This window comes from Scandinavium sp., assembly GCF_036271055.1.
Taxonomy (GTDB): Bacteria; Pseudomonadota; Gammaproteobacteria; order Enterobacterales; family Enterobacteriaceae; genus Scandinavium.
In genome coordinates this window covers 22626-41371 of record NZ_DATBBJ010000108.1, presented here as the reverse complement: position 1 = coordinate 41371, position 18746 = coordinate 22626, and the positions used below count along the sequence as shown (strand labels likewise).

General features: G+C 53.1%; 14 protein-coding genes and 1 pseudogene. 8 read left to right on the top strand and 7 right to left on the bottom strand.

What is annotated here, in order from left to right:
- Positions 1-9: 9 nt before the first annotated feature.
- Both VH187_RS22590 and VH187_RS22585 read right to left on the bottom strand, forming a co-directional pair.
- Positions 10-1290: an oligosaccharide MFS transporter gene (locus tag VH187_RS22590; protein WP_414714050.1), complete on the bottom strand. Its 1281-nt coding sequence runs from the start codon at positions 1288-1290 to the stop codon at positions 10-12.
- Between the two features lie 16 nt (positions 1291-1306).
- Positions 1307-3139 carry a DUF2264 domain-containing protein gene (locus VH187_RS22585; RefSeq protein WP_329703674.1) on the bottom strand — a complete coding sequence of 611 codons (1833 nt, stop codon included), beginning with the start codon at positions 3137-3139 and terminating at the stop codon, positions 1307-1309.
- Between the two features lie 227 nt (positions 3140-3366).
- Here VH187_RS22585 and VH187_RS22580 point away from each other — a divergent pair, with 227 nt between their 5' ends.
- Positions 3367-4224: an AraC family transcriptional regulator gene (locus tag VH187_RS22580; RefSeq protein ID WP_329703673.1), complete on the top strand. Its 858-nt coding sequence runs from the start codon at positions 3367-3369 to the stop codon at positions 4222-4224.
- On the opposite strand, the gene mnmC is transcribed toward VH187_RS22580, so the two are convergent.
- Positions 4211-6220, bottom strand: a complete 2010-nt coding sequence (gene mnmC, locus VH187_RS22575; RefSeq protein WP_329703672.1) for a bifunctional tRNA (5-methylaminomethyl-2-thiouridine)(34)-methyltransferase MnmC2/FAD-dependent 5-carboxymethylaminomethyl-2-thiouridine(34) oxidoreductase MnmC1 — start codon at positions 6218-6220, stop codon at positions 4211-4213. The genes VH187_RS22580 and mnmC overlap by 14 nt on opposite strands.
- A 158-nt stretch (positions 6221-6378) precedes the next feature.
- Between mnmC and fabB the strand changes: the two genes are divergently transcribed.
- Positions 6379-7596, top strand: a complete 1218-nt coding sequence (gene fabB / locus VH187_RS22570; protein WP_329703671.1) for a beta-ketoacyl-ACP synthase I — start codon at positions 6379-6381, stop codon at positions 7594-7596.
- Positions 7597-7651: 55 nt separating this feature from the next.
- Here fabB and lysC read toward each other — a convergent pair whose 3' ends face one another.
- Positions 7652-9022, bottom strand: a complete 1371-nt coding sequence (gene lysC, locus VH187_RS22565) for a lysine-sensitive aspartokinase 3 (protein ID WP_329703670.1) — start codon at positions 9020-9022, stop codon at positions 7652-7654.
- 612 nt (positions 9023-9634) lie between these two features.
- On the opposite strand from lysC, the gene VH187_RS22560 reads away from it, so the two are divergent.
- Both VH187_RS22560 and VH187_RS22555 read left to right on the top strand, forming a co-directional pair.
- Entirely contained in the window at positions 9635-11017 is a 1383-nt protein-coding gene (locus VH187_RS22560) for a diaminobutyrate--2-oxoglutarate transaminase (protein WP_329703721.1), read from the top strand.
- Between the two features lie 17 nt (positions 11018-11034).
- A complete protein-coding gene (locus VH187_RS22555; protein ID WP_329703669.1) occupies positions 11035-12498 on the top strand; it encodes a pyridoxal phosphate-dependent decarboxylase family protein in 1464 nt (487 codons plus the stop codon).
- Positions 12499-12548: 50 nt separating this feature from the next.
- Here the strand turns inward: VH187_RS22555 and VH187_RS22550 are convergent, their stop codons facing one another.
- From VH187_RS22550 to flk, 3 genes and pseudogenes are all read right to left on the bottom strand, one after another.
- Positions 12549-13088, bottom strand: a complete 540-nt coding sequence (locus VH187_RS22550; protein WP_329703668.1) for a YqhG/Tai3 family protein — start codon at positions 13086-13088, stop codon at positions 12549-12551.
- A pseudogene (locus VH187_RS22545) lies at positions 13088-13456 on the bottom strand (CHAP domain-containing protein). The gene VH187_RS22550 and the pseudogene VH187_RS22545 overlap by 1 nt, the downstream one beginning before the upstream one ends.
- A gap of 390 nt (positions 13457-13846) precedes the next feature.
- Positions 13847-14848, bottom strand: coding sequence for a flagella biosynthesis regulator Flk (flk, locus tag VH187_RS22540; RefSeq protein WP_329703667.1), 1002 nt, complete (start codon positions 14846-14848; stop codon positions 13847-13849).
- Between the two features lie 106 nt (positions 14849-14954).
- Here flk and pdxB point away from each other — a divergent pair, with 106 nt between their 5' ends.
- The 4 genes from pdxB to VH187_RS22520 all read left to right on the top strand — a co-directional run bounded on the left by pdxB (position 14955) and on the right by VH187_RS22520 (position 18670).
- Positions 14955-16091: a 4-phosphoerythronate dehydrogenase PdxB gene (pdxB, locus tag VH187_RS22535; RefSeq protein WP_329703666.1), complete on the top strand. Its 1137-nt coding sequence runs from the start codon at positions 14955-14957 to the stop codon at positions 16089-16091.
- A gap of 67 nt (positions 16092-16158) precedes the next feature.
- A complete protein-coding gene (locus VH187_RS22530) occupies positions 16159-17172 on the top strand; it encodes an aspartate-semialdehyde dehydrogenase (RefSeq protein ID WP_329703665.1) in 1014 nt (337 codons plus the stop codon).
- Positions 17172-17984: a tRNA pseudouridine(38-40) synthase TruA gene (gene truA, locus VH187_RS22525; protein ID WP_329703664.1), complete on the top strand. Its 813-nt coding sequence runs from the start codon at positions 17172-17174 to the stop codon at positions 17982-17984. Before VH187_RS22530 ends, truA begins: the two co-directional genes overlap by 1 nt.
- Positions 17985-18010: 26 nt before the next feature.
- Positions 18011-18670, top strand: coding sequence for a DedA family protein (locus tag VH187_RS22520; RefSeq protein WP_133460430.1), 660 nt, complete (start codon positions 18011-18013; stop codon positions 18668-18670).
- Positions 18671-18746 lie beyond the last annotated feature (76 nt).

Here is an 18746-nt window from a genome sequence, read left to right as displayed (position 1 = left end):
GACTTCTCCTTAATGACTTTTAGCAGGGGCAATGGCAACCGCGTCCAGGGTCTGCGCGTCTTCGGGGTGAGGATCGCGAGCAGAGCGGCAGCGTGAAAGGGTGAGACTGGAAATCAGGGTAAAGAACAGGGCGCAGCAGCCCATCATCAGGTAGGTCTGCTCGAAGCCAATTTTGGCGTACAGGTAGCCCGCTGGCGGTGCGACGACCACGGAGCCGACGTAAATCATCGCCTGATAACCGAGCAGGTACATGGTGGCATTCACTTTTTTATGGAAATGCTCGGCGATGTATTTGAAGACCGAAATCAGCAGCAGCGCGATTTCCATGCCATACAGCGGTTTAATAATCGAAATCATCAGCGGATCGGTGGTCAGGCCGGAGGCAATCAGGCGTGCGCCAACTACCATGCCGCAGAGCAATAACCCCTTTTTCGCGCCGTAATGGTTTACCAGCATCGGGATAAACATCATCATTACGAACTCGGTGCCAGACTGGATCATGCTCAGGTAGCCGTACCACGCGTTGCCCTGTTCTTTGGTGGCGAAGAAAGAAACGAAATAGCGCGGGAACTGCTGTTCGGCGACAAACATCATCCACGCCACACCCGCCACATACAGGCTGAACATCCAGAATTTGCGGTTTTTCAGCAGCACCACCACGTCGCTGAACATGATTTTATTGGCGGAAATCACGTTGTTGCTGCGCAGCTGTTCGTCACCGATTTTCAGGCTGATTAACACCAATAACATCAGCACGGAAGTGGCGCTACTGACGAGGAAATTCGCCAGTGGTGTGAGGTTAAACAGCACGCCGGAAATCGATGCCGCCAGCGCCCAGCCGAGCGATCCCCACATTCTGACCCGCCCGAATTCCACGCCATACAGACGACTGAAACGATCGGCGTAGGATTCAGATGCAGCAACACCTGCGTACCAGCCAAGGCTCAGATAGAGCGCGCCGATGATGATGCCAAGCGTGGTGTGGCTGAGTAATAACGGCTGATAAATAAAGATAAAGAAGGGTGCCATCAACGCTGAGACGGCACAGACAAAATAGAGTAGCCATTTGCTCATACCGATTTTGTCCATGATGTAGCCGTAAACCGGCTTCATGATCACCGCAAACACGCCGTTGATGGCGAATACGCTGCCGATAGTGATGCTGTCCAGACCGACTTTCTGGCTTAACCACAGGGCATACAGCCCGAAGCTTGAGGACCAGGTGAAAAAGTAGAGGAAGATAAAGCTGCTCATCTTAATTTGCGCACTGCGGGGGGTTGTCGCGGTCATGATGCTCTCCTCAGTCTCACAGCATTTCGGTCAGGGAAAATTGCGTTTCATGCATGGCTGACGTCAGGCGAATCACGCCCTGATCAACGCTCGCTACGGGATGGTTAATTGCGTTGAAATCTTGTGGATCACCGGCCCAAACGGCGCTTATTAGCAGGTGTTTGCCACACGCTAATTCACCACGCAGCACCGGAACGGCAGCCCTGTCAGCAAACAGCAAATTGCTGTTCGGTGGAGTCAACACCACGTCGCCCTGGCGTTGATGCTCGCTCAGACACTGAATCACGCTAATGTCTTTGGTGCCGCTCAGGTGGCTGATGCCGTCCGCCACGTGCTGTTCCGGCTGCGGACGGAAACACAGGCTGAACCCGCCTTCGGCGCTGTCCAGCTCACGTGCGGTTTGAATCTGATGCACGCGAATTTGCCAGTTGCCGTGGGCGATTAACCAGCTGTCGACAGTGACGTCGTTCCATGGCTGCCAGCGGCTATAAATGTAATTTTCATGCACGCTGACGGCCTGACAGTCGCGGCGACCGCGCCAGTAATTGTCTTTTTCGCTGAGCAGCAGCATCGAGTCCGGCGAGGCATGGGCGAGACCAAAACGCCCGCGCTCGACGTTAAAGGCGTAGCGTGTTGAGTAGGCAAATTTGCAGTATTTCGCTTCGGTATTGACGAAGTTGTTCCGCTCCAGTTGCCCGGAGGTCAGCATCCATAGGTGGTTGGGCTGATGAACCAGAATTTGCGCTGCTTTGGGAATGCTGTGCGGTGACTGGCGCGGGGGCAGCGTTTCTTCCTTGGCCTGCCAGAAAGCGTTGTTCTCGCCTAACGCTAACACCAGTACGGTTTTGAGCGCCCAATACGGTGAACCCGGCGCGTTATAATCTTCCGCCATAATCAAATTAGGGTAGCTGTAACCTACGCTCAGGACACCGTCGCGATCGAACGGTTGTTGCTGCATCCACCAACGCAAATGGCGCAGAACCAGGCCTTTAACGATGCCCGGCGAATAAACCTCCAGTCCGGCAAAGGCGGCGGCGCTCCAGAATGCAGCTTGCGCGAAACGGTAGGTCAGACTGCGACCAAACGGAATGGCGGCCCCGTTGTCGTCAAAGAAGTGAATGAAATCGGCAGCAAACACGGTGGCGCGTTCGCGCAACGTGGCACAGCGATCCGCATCAACATCTTTCATCAGCGTGGCATAAATGAGTCCGTAGAAATGAAAGCCCATCGAAATATAGTAATCACGTGGTCTGTCCGGACCGTCGCTGTACCAGCCGTCGCCTAACCAATAGTTTTCCATCGCCGCAAAGTGGCGCTCAATGGCCTCGCGGTTGACGGGCAGCCCGGCGTGATGAAAGCCGACCTGCACCAGAATCGGAAAGAAGTGCCAGTTGTTGTCAGGAATAGTGGCGGTTTCGCTCTGTTGCAGCCATTGCCACAGGTGTTGTTTTTCCAGCTCATCGAAGTGCGCCAACAACGGTTCATGGGCCAACGCCAGTAGCATTCCGTACGCTGCCATTTCCACCACGCGCTGATCGCTGTGACCAATCTCGCCCCAGTATTCCGGGTGCATTGGGTTGGTGCCGTTTTTGATGGTCTGAATATAGAGCGACAGTTGTTCCGGCTCCTGGCCGCCAGCCAGCAGCGGCGTGACGCCCCATAATAAACGGGAGAACGCTTCCATGTTGGCAATGCGCTGGCCGTAATGGGTGGTGAAATTGGCGAGGTCTACACCGCTGGCATTATTTTTAAAAAAGGGTGTGACCGCATTCAGCATTTCCTTCACCCATTGGGTGACGTCGCTACGGCTTTGTAAGGGATTTTCAAAGGTAATGTGTTCAGGTTGCACGAGGCCCTCCCGTCAGACACGAGATCAAATAAAGTAAGAGTTATTGGAATTTTTTATCGCCTTAATCAGGCGGCGAAACCAAGCGTAGCCGCTTTTCTCTTCGCCGCTGAGTGAGCCGCTTCACAAAAATGAACCGCTATTTTAATTTCGCTGGATTTTGCGCATTGCCAGGGCAATAAATTGCAAACCGTAGGCTAAAAATTTAATTCTGTTGTCATGGTGATCGAATGAGCGATTCGCAGTTGCTGGAAAGAATTACCCTTGAACACCAGGCCATCTCTTTTAATCGGATGTGGGGATCCAGCGCGCTCTATTACCACTGGCATCAGTGCGTGGAGTTTCTCTATATTTCTCAAGGTTATGGCATCGTGGTGGTGGACAATCAGCACTACACGGCGCGGCCCGGACGGCTATTTATCTTCCCGCCGTTTCGCCTGCATAAAGTGCATGTTGATGACAGTGAGCGGAACCATTATCACCGCTCGACGATGCACATCGAACAGTCGGCGGTGGAGAGCAATTTGCAGCAATTTCCGCGCTTTCAGGCGCAATTCTCGCGACTTGCCGCCAGCCATGCGCCCGCTCAGGCTTATGATCTCCATGAACACGCTGAGTATATGGAAACCGTTCTGGCGCGTTTTGCTGCGCTGGAATCGAGAGAGCATTACCCGGCAGACGAAGTCGCATTTTTGACGATGCAGATAATGTCGCTCTTGCCAGAGTTGCCTCCCGCGAGCGCGCCACAGCAGCAAACGGCGTCGGCGCAGATTATGCAGTGGCTGGAAGAGCATTATGGCGAGAAGTTTTCACTGGAAGAGTTGGCGCGAGATATCGGGCTTTCACGCAGTTACACGTCGCGTATTTTTCGCCAGCAAACTGGCGGGAGCATTCATGAATATTTACTGACGCGAAGATTGAAGCGCAGCTGTGATTTACTGCGCACCAGTGAAATGAGCGTTGATGCGATTGCGGCGAAAGTCGGTTTTCAGGAGTCGACTTACTTCATCACCTGTTTCAAACGCATGATGCGCCAAACGCCCTTGCAGTACCGGAAACAGGCGCAGCAGCGTTTTAATGTGCTTTGATTACCGCTTTACCTTTCAACAGCTTGCGTACCCAAAACCGATTTGGGTTGAGGGCTGCAAGTGTAGTGGCGTCCAGTGGCAGCGGTTCATAACTCATTTGCGATGCCAGAATTTCAGCGGCCAGTGGGGCAGAACACAAGCCACGTGAACCGAGCGCGCCAAGCATAAACAGATTGTTGTAGCGTGGGGCATCTGGTGCATTTTCACTGTTTTCGGAAAGTGAGGCATAGGTTTCCAGCGTTTGCTGATAGTCAGGCACGTTTCCTATCATCGGTAAATGATCGCGGGTGGCGCAGCGCACGCCACAGCGCGCTTCACCGTCACTCACGTCCACTTCCTTCGCCCACTGCGCCTGTGGGAAGCAATCAATCAACCGCTGGCGGTTGTGTTGCTGATCCGCTTCGCTGTAGCCGGTTTCCGTTTGCCCGCGATGATAGCTGGCCCCGATGCAGTGCTGCTGATTATGCGGGTTTTGCGGCGTCAGATAGCCGTCGTAGCATAACACCTGGCGTAACTTAGCCAGTTCAGGTGTGGTAGGAATATGGCTCACCTGGCCGCCAACCGCTGACACGGGAAGTGCTGTCGTTTGCTCGAACTGGTTTATCTGATGACCATTTGCCAGCACGACGCTGGCGTGCTGTTTACTCTCGCCGTTAGCAAAGTGCAGCGACCAACCGTTGTCTTTTGCATCTAGCTTTTCACAGCGATGATCCCAGCTTACGTTCAGGCCGTGCTGACAGGCCAATTCAATGACAGCCGCCGTTAACGCTGCCGGACACAGCCAGCCGCCGAGCCGGTACTGAACGCCCGCGCAGTCGGTTTTGACGCCGGTTGTGCTCAGAACTTCTGCCGCATCGACCTCGGCGGCAATTTCGGCAGGCAGTTCGAGGGTGAGCATTTGGGCTATTTTATGGCTGCTTTTTTCATCCCAACCGAGCTGCGTGACGCCGCACCAGTCATGGTCAAACGTGACCGGAAGCGAGTCGTATACTCGACGGGCAAAGGTAAAGGCCGATGAGAAAAACTGCGTCAGCGCAGGATCGTGGGTGCTTAACAAAGGATACAACGCGCCCTGACGATTACCGGATGCGCCCTGCGCGGGCATCGCGTCCTCGCAATAAAGCGTCACCTGCCAGCCGCGACGCAACAGCGCCATTGACAGCAGTGCGCTGGCAACGCCCCCGCCAATAATTGCGGTTTCTCGCTTGTCGCTTCCTGTGCGGGCAAACCACGGCGTGGTATGCAGAGCAGGTTGATAATTATCCCGATACCCGGTCAACATTTCCCGTTTACGGCCAAAGCCTTTACTTTTTTGCATACAAAAACCGGCTTCTGTTAACCCTCGACGCACAAATCCAGCCGAGGTAAAAGTCGCCAGCGTGCCGCCGGGACGTGCCAGTTTAGCCATGGCGTTGAACAGCGTCGGTGTCCACATATCCGGGTTTTTAGACGGGGCAAAACCGTCGAGGAACCAGGCATCTACCTGCTGATTGAGTGAGTCATCGAGCGTATCAACCAACTCATTAATGTCGCCAAACCACAGGTCGAGCGTGACGCGTCCGTCATCCAGCAGCAAACGGTGGCAACCGGAGAAGGGAAGGGGCCATTGTGCCTGCAATTGCGTGGCGAATTCCGCCAACTCCGGCCAGTGCTGATGCGCAAGTTTCAGATCGTCCAGACGCAGCGGGAATTTTTCGAAACTGATGAAATGTAATCTTTGAAGCATAGCCTCAGGGTGTGAATCGCGAAATGCAGTGAATGCCTGCCACAACGTGAGAAAATTCAGCCCGGTGCCGAAACCACTCTCAGCAACAACCAGGTGAGCACGATCGTGGGTATGAAAACGTTCCGGTAAGCGGTTTCCGCCAAGAAAAACGAATCTTGTCTCTTCCAGACCGTTATCGTTGGAAAAGTAGACATCATCAAAATCTCGGGAAACAGGTGTACCCTCACTGTTAAATTCGAGGTTGGCAGGCTGTATAGCGTTTTGTTTCACGTAAGTTACTCGCAATGCAAGGCGTCTGGCGATCTTAGCGATGTGTGCCAGGTGGTGCAAATTTATGCTTAAATTGTCTGATCGGACTTGTTCAGCGTACAAGTGTACGCTATTGTGCCAATCGAAACTTAAAATAGTATGACTTACAGAGGTATTGAATGAAACGTGCAGTGATTACTGGCCTGGGCATCGTTTCCAGCATCGGTAACAACCAGCAGGAAGTCCTGGAATCTCTGCGTGAAGGACGCTCGGGGATCACTTTCTCTCAAGAATTCAAAGATTCTGGTATGCGTAGCCACGTATGGGGTAACGTCAAACTGGACACCACCGGTCTGATTGATCGTAAAGTTGTCCGTTTCATGAACGATGCCTCTATCTACGCGTTCCTTTCCATGCAGCAGGCTGTTGAAGATGCTGGCCTGAAAGAAGACGTTTATCAGAACAACCCACGCGTGGGCCTGATTGCAGGTTCCGGTGGTTCTTCTAAATCTCAGGTATTCGGTGCAGACGCAATGCGTAGCCCGCGTGGCCTGAAAGCGGTCGGTCCTTACGTTGTGACCAAAGCGATGGCGTCTGCGGTTTCCGCATGCCTCGCCACCCCGTTCAAAATTCACGGTGTGAATTACTCTATCAGCTCCGCATGTGCGACTTCCGCACACTGTATCGGCAGCGCGGTTGAGCAGATTCAGCTCGGCAAACAGGACATCGTTTTTGCAGGCGGCGGCGAAGAGCTGTGCTGGGAAATGGCCTGTGAGTTCGACGCAATGGGCGCACTGTCTACCAAATATAACGAAAGCCCGGACAAAGCGTCCCGTACCTATGATGCGAGCCGTGACGGTTTCGTTATCGCAGGCGGCGGCGGTATGGTCGTGGTTGAAGAACTGGAACACGCGCTGGCACGTGGCGCACACATCTACGCAGAAGTGGTTGGCTACGGCGCAACCTCTGATGGCGCTGATATGGTTGCTCCATCTGGCGAAGGCGCAGTGCGCTGCATGAAGCTGGCGATGGAAGGTCTTGATACTCCAATCGACTACCTGAACTCTCACGGTACTTCTACGCCGGTTGGCGATGTGAAAGAACTGGGCGCGATTCGTGAAGTCTTCGGTGACAACACCCCGGCGATTTCTGCAACTAAAGCCATGACCGGTCACTCTCTGGGTGCCGCTGGTGTGCAGGAGGCTATCTACTCTCTGCTGATGCTGGAACACGGCTTCGTTGCCCCAAGCATCAACATCGACGAGATGGACGAGAAAGCCGTTGGCCTGAACATCGTGACTAAGCCAACTGAACAAGCGCTGAACACCGTGATGTCCAACAGCTTCGGCTTCGGTGGCACCAACGCCACGCTGGTTATGCGTAAGCTGAAAGCGTAATCATTACGCTGGATGTAAGAAAGGAGCCGAAAGGCTCCTTTCTTGTTTCTGTGATTCAGGCGGCCCGTTCGAACAACTGTCGGTGCAACGCTTTAAGTGCGTCCTCCGCTGACTCGCCCGGGAGCAGGAAACTGAGATGTCCTTCCGACGGGCCATGGCAAATCATCCGCACCGCGCAGGTTTCCAGTCCATAAAACACTTCCCGATGCACGCCTTCTGATTGTGCCAACTGGTGGCCGACCAACGTCATTAACGCCAGTCCGGACTCGATTTCAACGTCACAATGCGCAGAAAGTGTGTCACGCAAGGTGGTAATAATCTCGCCATCATCACCTGATGTGGCATGCGTCGCATCCAGCACCAGCGCAACACCCGTTTCTGAGGTAGTCAGCAGTTCTGCCGCAACCTGATGTTCTGCCAGCAGGGTGAAGATCCTTGCGTTGAAATCCACAGCGGAGTGAGCATCTGGTCGACAGCATCTGATCAACGTCTGTCCACGGCGCAAGGCGATGGCCCGGTAGCGCGGTGGATTTTCTGTTTCACGCCGAACCAGTGTTCCACCCGCCTGCGGATTTTTGCTTGAGCCAACAAACACCGGAATATTTTTGCGCATCGCGGGCAGGAGCGTCGCCGGATGCAGCACTTTCGCGCCGTAAGTCGCCATGTCACTGGCTTCGGTAAAGGAAATATCCTCAATGCGCTGGGCCTGTGGCACGACTCTCGGGTCGGTGGTGTAGATCCCCGCGACATCAGTCCAGATATCAACCCGACTGGCCTGTAAGGCTTCACCCAGTAGAGAGGCGGTGTAATCGCTGCCGCCACGACCTAACGTGGTCGTGTGTCCGGCGTCATCGCTACCGATAAACCCTTGCGTGACAATTACCGCGTGTTCAACGTGCGGCAGAAAAAGGGTTTGCGCCTGGTGAGCAATGGCCGCCAGATTGGGTTCGGCACAGCCAAAACTGGCATCGGTACGGATAACTTTCCGGGCATCCAGCCAGAGCGCGTGCGTGCCGCGTTCGCGCAGGATCTCGGTAAACAGCAGGGAAGACATCAGCTCGCCGTGGCTGACGAGTTCATCGCTCAGCGCCGGGGAAGGGGTTATCGTTGCCGATTCAGCAAGCGAAGCAACCCTATCGAGCAGCGCGTCGATTTTCTGGCGAACGTCATCAGGCTGTTTCAGAGAGGCAATAATGCGGTATTGCAGCGCCCGCAAGGTCTCGATGTTGTCCTGACGAACAGGGGCTTCAAGGCCTTCAGAGAGGGCAACCAACAGGTTGGTGACGCCCGAAGAGGCAGATAACACCACAACTCGGACTTGATTATCAGCGAGGACAATCTGGGCACTGCGATTCATTGCCTCAGCATCGGCAACGCTGGTGCCGCCGAATTTGGCCACGACCAGGGGGGAATAAATGCGTGTCATAACAATCTCATATCAGGGCGCCATCACTGATGGCAGAAAATTTCATTCTTGGCATAAGGGAAGCAGCTTCGCCTTACGAGATCTCCGCCCGCGGATATCTCTGATGACAACCCAGGAAGTCTTCCTGTTGTCGATAATGTGTTTCGCCCGTCACACGTTACCGGTGTATGCGCATTAATTTTTTATTACAGCCACGAGGGCGGTATTAAAGCCGCGAGATAGTAAGTTAATTCTCACCTGGATGCGATAAATTTATGCGTTGTTGTATTTAATTCTTTAAAAACAACCTTCTGGATCGCCGATTTACTTTAAGGGGGAGAGTAAGTTTTTGTAAAAAATCAATTCATCCGTAATGTTGTTGTGGTTTTATTGAGCTAGTCTGGTGTTTACTTATTTTTAAGAACGCTTAAAAAACAGGATTTTGAAAGTGTTCTTTAATTTAGTGTGTGTTTGGTTTTGATTTTAAAGGGAAAATCCGTTAGTCGTGATGCAGAAAAATAAATATTGAGCCCATAAACAAAACGCCTTATATTAGCCGCGCCTTTTTTAGGTAAACCCTCAAACCATTATTCAATCCGGTGTTAAGTCAGCCGTGGTTGTAGGAGTGATATGATGACGGATAAAGTCCGTATTGATACTTTAAGTGCTTATTCATTACCGCAAAGCAATGATACCTATTTAGCAAGACAAGCTGAGTTTGAATCTAATGTCAGGAGCTATCCTCGTAAACTGCCGCTGGCGATTGCCAAAGCGCAGGGCGTCTGGATAACCGATGTAGAAAATAATCAATACCTTGACTGTCTTGCCGGTGCCGGAACCCTGGCGCTGGGTCATAATCATCCCGATGTGCTTCAAAGCATTCAACGTGTCATCAGCAGTGGCTTACCGTTACATACACTCGATTTGACTACCCCATTAAAAGATGAGTTTTCCGCTTATCTGCTCTCCCTTCTGCCGGGTCAGGGCCGTGAATATTGCCTGCAGTTCACCGGACCTTCCGGTGCTGATGCGGTAGAAGCCGCGCTGAAACTGGCGAAAAAAGTGACCGGGCGTTCCGGTATTATCAGCTTCTCCGGCGGCTACCACGGCATGACCCATGGCGCGCTTTCCGTCACCGGAAACCTGTCGCCGAAAGAAGCCGTCAGCAACATGATGCCGGAAGTCCAGTTCCTGCCTTATCCGCACGAATACCGCTGCCCGCTGGGCATTGGTGGCGAAGCGGGTGTGAAAGCGCTGACGTATTACTTTGAGAATCTGATCAACGACGTAGAGAGCGGCGTGCGCAAACCTGCGGCGGTGATCCTCGAAGCCGTGCAGGGTGAAGGCGGTGTGAATCCGGCACCCGCTGAGTGGTTGCAGCGTATTCGCAAAGTTACCCAGGAACACGGCATTTTGCTGATTATCGACGAAGTTCAGGCCGGTTTTGCCCGTACCGGCAAACTGTTCGCCTTCGAACACGCCGGTATTGAGCCGGACATCATCGTGATGTCTAAAGCTGTCGGCGGTGGTTTGCCGCTGGCGGTGCTGGGCATTAAAAAGCAGTTTGATGCGTGGTCGCCTGGTCACCATACCGGGACGTTCCGCGGCAACCAGCTGGCGATGGCGACCGGTCTGACGACCCTGAAAATCCTCAAAGAAGAAAACATTGCCGACCAGGTTACCGCCAAAGGCGAGTGGCTGAAGGGCAAGCTGAAAGATCTGCAAAAACGCTACCCGGTTATCGGCCAGGTGCGCGGTCTGGGCCTGATGATCGGCATCGAAATGGTGAAACCAAACGAAGCACAGGATCACATGGGTTGCTACCCGGCTGACGGCGAACTTTCTGCACTGCTGCAGAAAAAATGCTTCGAAGCAGGGCTGATTCTCGAGCGCGGCGGCCGTAACGGCTGTGTGCTGCGTCTGCTGCCTTCATTGCTTATCACCCGCGAAGAGCTGGGCATTTTCCTCGATAAGTTTGAAAGTGCGATGCTTGAAGCAGGTGTTCAGCCGGTTTAACTGGAGTAGACAGAGAAATGTCAGATAACAATCCTATCCTGTCCGGCTCAGCGCAAAGCATTGCTGCTTATCAGCAGGCCATTGAGCAGAGTAGCCGGGCGGTAGTTGAGTGGTTAAAACAGCCTGAGATGTACCAGGGCAAAACCGTCGAGCAACTGCGCGAGCGTATTCAGCTTAGCTTTACGCAGGAGGGCCTGGGCAACCAGGCCGCCATCGAGCGCGCCGTGGAATATTTCCTTAAAGACAGCTTGTCGGTCCACCACGCGCAGTGCGTGGCGCATCTGCATTGTCCGAGCCTGGTAATAAGCCAGGCCGCGGAAGTGCTGATTAACGCCACCAACCAAAGCATGGACTCCTGGGACCAGAGCCCCTCGGCCACCCTGATTGAGATTAAACTCATCGAGTGGCTGCGTGAGCAGATTGGTTACAGCGCGGGTGATGCCGGTGTGTTTACCAGCGGCGGCACGCAGAGCAACCTGATGGGGCTGATGCTGGCGCGTGATGCCTTCTTCGCACGTCAAGGTCATTCTGTTCAGCAGCATGGCCTGACGGGCAATCTCAGCAAAATTAAAGTGTTCTGCTCGAAGGAAGCGCACTTCTCAGTGCAAAAGAACATGGCGCTGATGGGGCTGGGCTATCAGTCTGTGACCCAGGTTGAAACCGATGCCTTCTCACGAATGTGTCTTGCTGACCTGAAAGCCAAACTGGCGCAGGCCAAAGCCAACGGCGAACAGGTGATGGCGATCGTGGCCACGGCCGGAACCACCGATGCCGGTGCCATCGATCCGTTGACCGAGATTACCGCTCTGGCGGCGGAAGAAAATATCTGGGTGCATGTCGATGCGGCCTGGGGCGGGGCACTCCTGCTTTCAGAGAAATATCGTCATTATCTTGACGGACTAGAACGCGCTGACTCAGTGACGCTCGATTTCCATAAGCAGTTCTTCCAGACCATCAGTTGCGGCGCGTTTCTTTTGAAAGAGGCGCGTCACTATGAGTTGATGCGCTATCAGGCGGCTTACCTGAACTCTGACTTTGACGAAGAGCATGGCGTGCCGAATTTGGTGTCCAAATCTCTGCAAACCACGCGGCGCTTCGATGCACTGAAGCTGTGGATGGGCCTCGAAGCGCTGGGTAAAAAGCAGTACGCTGAGATCATTGATAACGGTGTGACGCTGGCGCAGCAGGTTGCAGAGTACGTACACGAACAGCCTGAACTGGAACTGGTGATGACGCCACAGCTGGCGAGCGTGCTGTTCCGTTTCCGTCCTGAGCAGACGGACCCCGCTTTTGTGGCGCTGCTGAATCAGCGTATTGGCGATGTGTTGCTGGCATCCGGCAGTGCGAACGTTGGGGTGACGGAAGCCGAGGGCGTAACCTGCCTGAAGATGACGTTACTGAACCCGACCGTTTGCCTGGAAGATGTTAAAAAGCTGCTCGGCAGCGTGAAAGAAACCGCGCAAAAGCTGCTCACCGCCTGATCCTGCCTGTTCCAACGCCAGCCTTCGGTGACTCACCGGGGCTGGCGTTTTTATTTTCTAACCTCTGCTTTGTACTCGGGTTCTATTTTTGCAGACCAGGCCTTCGCTGCTGACAGTGAGCCCGCATCATAAACGGCGTGTTCAAAATGATCGGTGAGATCTTTGACGCGGTAAATTTTCCACTGACCTTTTTCCTGGCGCGTGTACACCAACAAATGAATCTGTTTTTTGTCTTCAACGCCAAGCCAGATTTCGACAACCTCCCCACCCAGGAAGGGTTTCGTTGAGCCTAGGCGGAACGCCGGGATCCAATCAACTGAGTAATCCTGGACGTACATGAAATAATCAGAATCGATAATTTCCTGCTCGTAATACTCATTAATTGTTTTTAGTCTGGCGGTTAAGTCGGATGAGACGTATTGGTTAAAAACAGGATTTGTGTAATCAATCAGATCAGAAATATCTTCCTGGAGATATAGGTGCATATAATCCTGATAAAACCGACTTACTGCTTCGCTACTTTGATTTGATGCAGTATTTTGACAGGCCGTTAATATCAGGGTTATTAAAATTGAAAGAGTCCACTTCATTATTTTTTCCTGTAAATTTTGTATTCTGGTTTACTTGCACGAAAACCTGGCCCTGCCCACATATCACGTTGCCTGAAATCTGAGTACCACTCTTGTCCATCAAAGATAGCTATATGGCCGCTGACGCTTCCACCCTCATATGGTTGCAATATGATGACATCTCCCGCCTGTGGGGATTCGTATGTAGATATCGTTCTGAACCCTGCATGCATTAAGAGTGGGCCATAGTCTTTGGCATGTGTGGTGTTACCGACGATAATACCACCGGCCTGAATTGCTTTTCTGACGTATTATGCGCACCTACCTGTTGAGTGTGCATGCGCATGATGCTTAGCATAATTGGTCGCTGTCCTGATATCCCATGTCATGGTTTCGCTCTTTACATGTGTAGTATAAATAAACAGAATTACCATTTTTGATGGCGCGGAAATAGGCACTCAGTGCTATACGAAAAACAGATAAAATTGAAAGTGCTAATGTTTGATAAGCATTGAATAATTATTGGGAATGATTTTGACTGTCACCCCGGTGACCGGGCGATGTTAGCGTGAGTTGATGGAGAAAGCGTTCGCTAAATGCGAACTCTTCTTTTATTTCTGCAATCGGGTAATTTAAATCACTGATTAACGGCTGACCCAAATTTCACTCAATGGATTGAACGATCTAATCTCTACCCTGACTCAGGTATCCCAAAATGATTAATATGCCGTTTGTCATTGCCGCCGGCCGGGAAACTGCCGCCGGTCGGCCAGTAGTAGTTAAATCACCAGCCACAGCAGAACCATCACCACGATCAGTGCGACCAGCATCAGGCCCGGTCGCGTCGACATTGCTTTCATGTTCTCAATGAACGGCGTGAATGGGTTATAGATCGGCTGAACATAACGGGTGTCCAGCGTGTCCTGTGAGCGTTCCACACGGCGAAGGAACACCTGATTGAGCAAGTCTTGTACCTGCGCAAGTGTTAACACTGTCTGTGGCGTGGCCAGCCAGGTTTGCTGGGCATAATCGCGCAGAGCGTTAAACTCGTGTGGTTCCATGGGTTGCTTCAGCGCGGCCTGCAACATATTGAGCGTCGGGGCTTTTTGATCGCTTAGCGTTTGACGCGCCTGTAGCCAGGTCATCAGTTGGTTAAAGTGTTTGGCCGGGATCAGTTCACCGCTTTTCACGCCAGAAAGTTCCAGCATCGACTGCCAGATCAATTTGCTGGATTCGCCTGTCGCAGCCGCCACTTTGGTCACCATCTGGTTAAGCGTGTTGTGCTCGGCAGGCTGGAGTGGTCGGTCTGTTGCCGGGCGCTGCTGCGGCTGCGGAATGGTCAGTTGATTGTTTTGCAGCAGTTGCAGTACGTTTTTGAGCTGATCGGGCGTCAGATGACTCAATGTCGTCTGGCCGTATTGCTGACGGATATAGTCACTCACCGCCTGGCGGTTATTGCCCTGGCTTAGCAGTTCAGTTAATTGGGCAACAATCTGGCGCACCACATGAGTTTGCTCTGCATTTTGCAGTCGCTGATTCAGGTTCTGTTCTGCCGCAGGGAAATGCCTTGAGAGCAACTGTGCATCGTTTTTCAGGCCCAAATCATGTTTCATTCCGGCCCACACACCGGCACTCTGTTGTGACGTTAAGGCCACAAGGCGTGTGATCAGGCGTTCGAGTACCGTTCGTTGCTGAGTGGAGAGTGGTTGCTCGCCGATGTTGTTCGTGGCTGCTGCTTCCCCCGGAGGGCGGGCGGGCATACCTGAAATAGGTTGCGTCATGATAAATCCTGAATGTCCGTCGGTGTTCTCAAGGCTCAGTGTTCCTGGCCGCGAGATTATGGCACACTTCCCCGGTTAACTCTCGTTTCAGACAGGTACTCTTACCGTGAAAATCCTTGTTGATGAAAATATGCCCTATGCCCGCGAGCTGTTCAGCCGTTTGGGTGATGTTAAAGCAGTTCCCGGCCGTCCCATTCCGCAACATGAACTCGATGATGCTGATGCGCTGATGGTGCGTTCAGTCACCAAAGTGAATGAAGCGCTGCTGGCCGGGAAAGGGATTAAATTTGTTGGCACCGCCACGGCGGGTACTGATCATGTCGATGATAAGTGGCTGGCGCAGGCCGGGATCGGCTTTTCCGCCGCTCCGGGTTGCAACGCTATTGCAGTGGTCGAATACGTTTTCTCCTCTTTATTGATGCTTGCGGAGCGTGATGGATTTGCGCTGGCAGACCGTACCGTCGGGATCGTCGGGGTGGGTAACGTCGGTGGGCGTTTGCAGAAACGATTGGAAGCGCTGGGCATTCGCACGCTGCTTTGTGATCCGTTGCGTGCCGCTAACGGTGACGAAGGCGATTTCCGAAGCCTGGATGAACTGGTGCAGGAAGTGGATGTGCTGACATTCCATACGCCGCTGTTCAAAGACGGCCCGTATAAATCACTTCATCTTGCCGATGAAGCACTGATCTCGCGCCTCAAGCCCGGCACTATTCTGATTAATGCTTGCCGTGGCCCGGTGGTGGATAACGCCGCATTGCTGAAATGCTTAAAGGCCGGGCAGAATTTAAGCGTGGTGCTGGACGTCTGGGAACCGGAGCCGGAACTCAATACTGAATTACTTTCGCTGGTCGATATTGGCACTGCGCATATCGCAGGGTATACGCTGGAAGGTAAAGCGCGAGGCACCACCCAGGTGTTTGAAACGTACAGCGAATTCATCGGCAATCCGCAGAAAATCTCATTGGATATGCTACTGCCAGCGCCTGAGTTTGGCCGCATTACGCTGCACGGCGCACTCGATCAGCCGACGCTAAAAAGGCTGGTGCATTTGGTGTATGATGTGCGCCGCGATGATGCGCCGCTGCGAAAAGTGGCGGGTATACTTGGCGAGTTCGACAAGCTGCGTAAAAACTATCTTGAGCGCCGTGAATGGTCTTCGCTGCATGTCCTGTGTGACGATGCACAGACCGCCGAACTGCTGAAAAATTTGGGATTCAACGCCGTTCATCACGCAACACATTAATGTCTTCTTAATACGCCCTGCCAGATACTCTGGCGGGGCGGCTATTTTATTTCTGGAGTAAACCACCATGTCTGAAGGCTGGAATATTGCCGTACTGGGCGCAACGGGCGCTGTAGGTCAAGCCCTGCTTGAAACTCTTGCAGAGCGCCAGTTCCCGGTGGGAGAAGTTTATGGCCTGGCGCGCAACGAAAGCGCAGGCGAGTCCCTTCGCTATGAAGGCAAAACGGTTCGCGTACAGGATGTCGCAGAGTTTGACTGGACTCAGGTCCAGCTGGCTTTTTTTGCTGCGGGCGTAGAAGCCTCTGCGGCATGGGCGGAAGAAGCGGCCAACGCGGGTTGTCTGGTTATCGATTTAAGCGGTTTATTCGCCCTTGAGCCAGATGTGCCGCTGGTAGTGCCGGAAGTGAATCCGTCTGTGCTGGCAGATTACCGTAACCGTAACATTGTGGCGGTGCCGGACAGTCTCACCAGCCAATTGCTGACGGCGCTGAAACCGTTGATTGACGACGGCGGCCTGTCACGTATCGCTGTAACCAGTCTGATGTCAGCTTCCGCGCAGGGCAAAATCGCGGTAGATGCCCTCGCAGGGCAGAGTGCGAAACTGCTGAACGGCATTCCGATTGATGAAGATGATTTCTTCGGGCGCCAGCTTGCGTTCAACATGTTGCCGCTGCTGCCGGATCGTGAAGGTAACGTCGCGGAAGAGCGTCGTATCGTCGATCAGGTTCGTAAGATTATGCAGGACGACGGCCTGATGATCTCCGCTCACTGCGTGCGTGCCCCGGTATTTTACGGTCATGCGCAAATGGTGAGTTTTGAAGCGCTGCGTCCGTTGGCGGCGGAAGAAGCGCGCGACGCGTTTGCTCGCGTGGACGATATCGCGCTATCTGATGAACACGAATTCCCGACTCAGGTGGCTGATGCTTCTGGCAGCGCGCACCTTTCCATTGGCTGCGTGCGTAACGATTACGGAATGCCGGAGCAGGTACAGTTCTGGTCCGTTGCCGATAACGTCCGTTTTGGCGGCGCGCTGATGGCAGTGAAAATCGCTGAAAAACTGGTTCAGGAGTATATGTACTGATGTCTGAAGTGGAATCGCTGCCACTCTTTAAAATCGCGCTCGGCATTGAGTACGACGGCAGCAAATACTACGGCTGGCAGCGGCAAAATGACGTGCGCAGCGTGCAGGAAAAGCTGGAAAAGGCGCTGTCGCAAGTAGCGAATGAGCCGATTAGCGTGTATTGCGCCGGTCGAACCGATTCCGGCGTTCATGGCACCGGGCAGGTTGTGCATTTCGAGACACGCGCGCAGCGCAAAGATGCGGCATGGACGCTGGGCGTAAATGCGAATTTGCCTGGAGACATTGCGGTGCGTTGGGTGAAAGCTGTGCCGGACGATTTCCACGCCCGTTTCAGCGCCACCGCGCGTCGTTATCGTTACATTATCTACAATCATCGTCTGCGCCCGGCGGTATTAAGCCAGGGCGTGACGCATTGTCATCAGGATCTTGATGCCGAACGCATGCAGCGTGCGGCGCAGAGTTTGCTGGGTGAGAATGACTTTACCTCATTTCGTGCGGTGCAGTGCCAGTCACGCACACCGTGGCGAAACGTGAAGCACATTAACGTTGAACGTTACGGTGCGTATGTGGTGGTGGATATCAAAGCGAACGCCTTTGTACATCATATGGTGCGGAATATTGTAGGCAGCCTGATGGAAGTGGGTGCCGGAAACCAGCCAGAGAGCTGGATTGCAGAGTTGCTGGCGGCGAAGGACAGAACGCTTGCGGCAGCGACGGCGAAGGCAGAAGGGTTGTATCTCGTTTCGGTCGATTATCCGGAGCGTTTTGACCTGCCTAAGCCGCCAATGGGCCCGCTATTTTTAGCGGACTGAATGCAGTCACTTAAGGTTAAGTCACTATGGATCTGATTCGCTTTCTGATTGATTTTATTTTGCATATTGATGTGCACCTGGCTGAACTGGTCGCGCAGTACGGCGTCTGGGTGTATGCCATTCTGTTCCTGATCCTGTTTTGCGAAACGGGGCTTGTGGTAACGCCGTTCCTGCCTGGCGATTCACTGCTGTTTGTTGCTGGTGCACTCTCTGCACTGCCAACTAACGATCTGAACGTGCATTTGATGGTGGTGTTGATGGTCATTGCGGCGATTGTCGGCGATGCGCTGAATTACACCATCGGACGAGTGTTTGGCGAACGGTTGTTCAGTAATCCGAACTCGAAAATTTTCCGTCGCAGTTATCTCGATAAAACCCACCAGTTTTATGAAAAACACGGCGGCAAGACCATTATCCTCGCTCGCTTTGTGCCGATTGTCCGTACCTTCGCGCCATTTGTGGCGGGAATGGGGCACATGTCCTATCGTCATTTTGCTGCTTATAACGTGATTGGCGCTCTGCTGTGGGTTCTGCTGTTTACCTATGCGGGGTATTTGTTCGGTGATTTACCTATTGTGCAGGAAAACCTGAAGCTGCTGATCGTGGCGATCATCGTGCTGTCTGTCCTGCCTGGTGTTATCGAGATTATCCGACATAAGCGCGCGGCTGCGAAACAAGCAAAATAATGAAAGAGCCCGGAATGGGGCGGAAAGTGACAGCGGTTCGACCACTTTTTTATCCCATGTTCAGGGCTCTTATGTT